Source organism: Terriglobus sp. YAF25 (genome assembly GCF_052113305.1).
Lineage (GTDB): Bacteria > Acidobacteriota > Terriglobia > Terriglobales > Acidobacteriaceae > Terriglobus.
In genome coordinates this window covers 1-2,463 of the sequence record NZ_JBFRCY010000690.1, presented here as the reverse complement: position 1 = coordinate 2,463, position 2,463 = coordinate 1, and the positions used below count along the sequence as shown (strand labels likewise).

The following is a 2,463-nucleotide window of genomic DNA, read 5'->3' as shown; positions in this document are numbered from 1 at the left end:
TCCCAGAACAAGGGAACAGAGGACAACGTCGATCGACTGTGCGGGGAGAGGAATAGTAGTGCAGTCCGCATGATGAAATGTAGCGTTCTTCGGGAGCCGTTGTTTCGCCAGCTCCAGCATCTGCGCGGAGTAATCTACGGCGTGAATCCACTCTGGTTGCAGCTTGCTCAGAAGTGGAAAGTGTCTTCCGGTTCCGCAGCCGGCGTCGAGGATGGTCTTTCCCCGCAATGTTGGCAGAAGCTGACGAAGCAGCCTTGCCTCTAACGAGCAGAATGGATTGCGGGCCTCGTCATAGACTGGCGCCCACTCATCAAAGACTGCGGGAGTTGCGCGAGCTGCGATCATAAGCTTTCCCGCTTGGGTTTCCTGAGATCAATGAACCGCTGCGCCAGCACCAGTTCGTGAGGAGCCGTATAGAAACGGAACGTATAGCGCCATGCGCTGAGTGTCTGCAGTAGATAGCGTCCCCAGCGTGGAGCACGGATATCCTGCACCGTGGGCCAGCGCGAAGCAACGACGATCTCAAAGTTGTCGATCAGCCGTTTGGTCTTGTCCTTCATCCATGGAGCACGGGTATCGATGCGAAGGGTGAAATCCATCCACTTCTTCTCGGCCCACTCTCCCGGGCTGGTTGGGAAGCTGATCTTGTCGTCGACGTCGCCGTACATCGAGCCGCGCTGCGGTGTCGGCGTGTAGTGCTGAATGATGATCTCTGAATCAGGGTTGATGCGCTTGATCTTGCGGATGAACGCCAGCGTCTCGCGTGTATCGCGCTCCGGATCTTTTGGGTTGCCGACAACGAAAGAGAACTCCGGAATGATGCCGGCCTCACGTGTGCGGCGAGCCATGATCAGCGTCTGTTCGGTGGTGATGCCTTTCTGCATCTCTTTCAGCGCCCAGTCTGAGCCGGACTCGGCACCGAAGAAGATCATGGTGCATCCGGCGCGTCGGATGGCCTGCATGGTCTCATCGCTATAGCGGGCCATGATGTCAACACGCGCTTCGCACCACCAGCGCAGGTTCAATGGGGCGATGCGGTCCATGAGTTCCCGGGCTTGCTCTTCGCTCAGGAAGAAGTTCATGTCGTAGAACTGCACTGAGTCGGCGCCGTAGCGATCGACCAGGTGACGCAGAATCGCCTCGGTGCGCGCCGGAGACTCGAACTTTTCGGTTCTGCCATAGGCCGCATGTACACCGCAGAAACTGCAGTTGAACGGGCAGCCGATGCTGGCGTGGTGCACTGCGGTGCGTTTGCCGAAGAATGAGGGCCGAAGATACTTCTCGACGGGAAGCCGATGGAACGGAGACCAGGGAAAAGCGTCCGGCCCCTTCATCGGGCGCTCCGCGTTGTTGCGATGGAAGCCGAACTGGTCCTTGTACGAAAGCCCAAGGATGCTGTCGAAGGTGCGTTCTCCGCGAAGCGCCTCCAGAAGCTCGAGCAAGGTGTCCTCTCCCTGGCCGCGAACCGCGAAGTCGATGTACTTCGCATTGAGCGTTGCTTCCGGATAGATGGAAGGGAAGTAGCCTCCCCAGACGATCGGAACGTGAGGTCGCAGTTTGCGGATCTCGCGGCAGACCTCCATGCCGGCAGCCATCTGCGGTCCAGGCATCACCGAGACGCCGAGCAGTTCCACCCGATGTTTGTCGATCAGGCTGAGGAGCGTGCCCAATGGGTCATCATCGACGTTGCCGTCGACGATCTCATACTCCTCACGACCTTCCAGTACCGCTGCCAAAGCAAGCACGGCGAGGGGAAGCCTGCGGCTTCGAGGTTTCACGGCACGGGGATGAAAGAGAAGGATCACCCAACCTCCCCGGTCTTCTCGAGGTGCAACAGCATGTGATCTCCAAGGGTGCGTAACAGCGGCAATCGGGAGAAGACCATATCCAGCCGGACAAAGATCCGGAGCAGAAGAGGGTGTTTCCGTACCCAGCTCTCAACGTACGATGGCGGTACAAAAAGCCCAATCGCCCGCACACTGCGGAGTTTGAAGTACGGCAGGAATGCACTACGGAGCGTGCTCAGCGTGGGGTAATAAACATCCACCGGCATCCCTTGCAGCATGGCTTGATGTCTTCCCGTCCACCGGCGGAAGGCCTTTGCAGGCTTGCCGTGCAGCAGATACCACGCTGTCTCCCACAGGCAGACACGTGTCGACAGGCATAGAAGCAGAGAAGAGCCAGGCGTGGTTTTGTTTTCGAGTGCTACCGCTACCGGTGCGAGATCTCTGACGCAGTTCAGCCCTGAGAAGTTCGAGAAGACGCCGTCGAACTCTCCGGCGACCTCACGCAGGTCTTCTGTGGCTACCTGCCGGAACTGCGGATTCTCCGTCGTTCCTATGCTCTCCCGCCGTACACGGGCGCAGGCAATCATCCGCTCCGATACGTCCAGCGCTAGCACTCTCCAGCCATTCTCTGCGAAACGCAGAGCGTCTTCGCCGGTACCGCAGTTCAGTTCAGTTC

Annotated in this window: 3 protein-coding genes; all 3 read right to left on the bottom strand. The window is 58.7% G+C overall.

From position 1 onward, the window contains the following. The coding region (locus AB4043_RS22400) for a class I SAM-dependent methyltransferase (protein WP_442308142.1) at positions 1–345 on the bottom strand (345 nt) is incomplete at its 3' end. Then, a complete protein-coding gene (locus tag AB4043_RS22395; RefSeq protein ID WP_442299803.1) occupies positions 342–1,805 on the bottom strand; it encodes a B12-binding domain-containing radical SAM protein in 1,464 nt (487 codons plus the stop codon). The genes AB4043_RS22395 and AB4043_RS22400, both read right to left, overlap by 4 nt. Then, positions 1,802–2,463 (bottom strand): class I SAM-dependent methyltransferase (locus AB4043_RS22390; RefSeq protein WP_442308141.1); only part of this gene is annotated, 662 nt, incomplete at its 5' end. The genes AB4043_RS22390 and AB4043_RS22395, both read right to left, overlap by 4 nt.